This is a genomic window from Pseudomonas sp. 30_B, assembly GCF_017491605.1.
GTDB lineage: Bacteria > Pseudomonadota > Gammaproteobacteria > Pseudomonadales > Pseudomonadaceae > Pseudomonas.
Genome location: NZ_JAFGYY010000322.1, coordinates 1 through 454, shown reverse-complemented (window position 1 = coordinate 454; position 454 = coordinate 1). Strand labels below are relative to the sequence as shown.

Genomic DNA, 454 nt, shown 5'->3' with positions numbered 1-454 from the left:
GCGCACATACAGGCGCCAACGCATGCGCGAGGCTTCGCACCGCCCGCCGACATACCGACCTGGTCCGGCACCGAAGGCGTGCGCTTCGACTTCAACGACGGCTGCCGCGTGCTGTTGCCCGACGGCGACTGGACGGTCCGCCTGAGCGACATGCACACCGATACGCCGCTGTTCGACGCGCAGATCGGCGCGGGCATCGTCACGAGCACGCGCAGGCACTTCGTGCCGTTCCAGATCGAAATCGACTCGGGCGAGAAGCGCGTCTTCAAGCACCAGTTCGACGCGCACGGCAAGCCGGTGCTGATTCAGTTCGAGGCGGGCCGGCTCGGCGAAGCGCTCGGCTGGTTCGGCTATGCCGTGAAATTCCAGCGGCGACATCGTTGCAGGCTCACGTGCGCGATGCCGGCGCCGCTGATCGCGCTGCTGAAGCCGGGCTATCCGGACATCGAATTCG

1 pseudogene is annotated in these 454 nt (G+C 66.7%); it reads left to right on the top strand.

Features of this window, described 5'->3' with window-relative positions:
* Positions 1-454 (top strand): annotated as a pseudogene (locus J5M67_RS28500) (hypothetical protein); the annotation flags it as partial.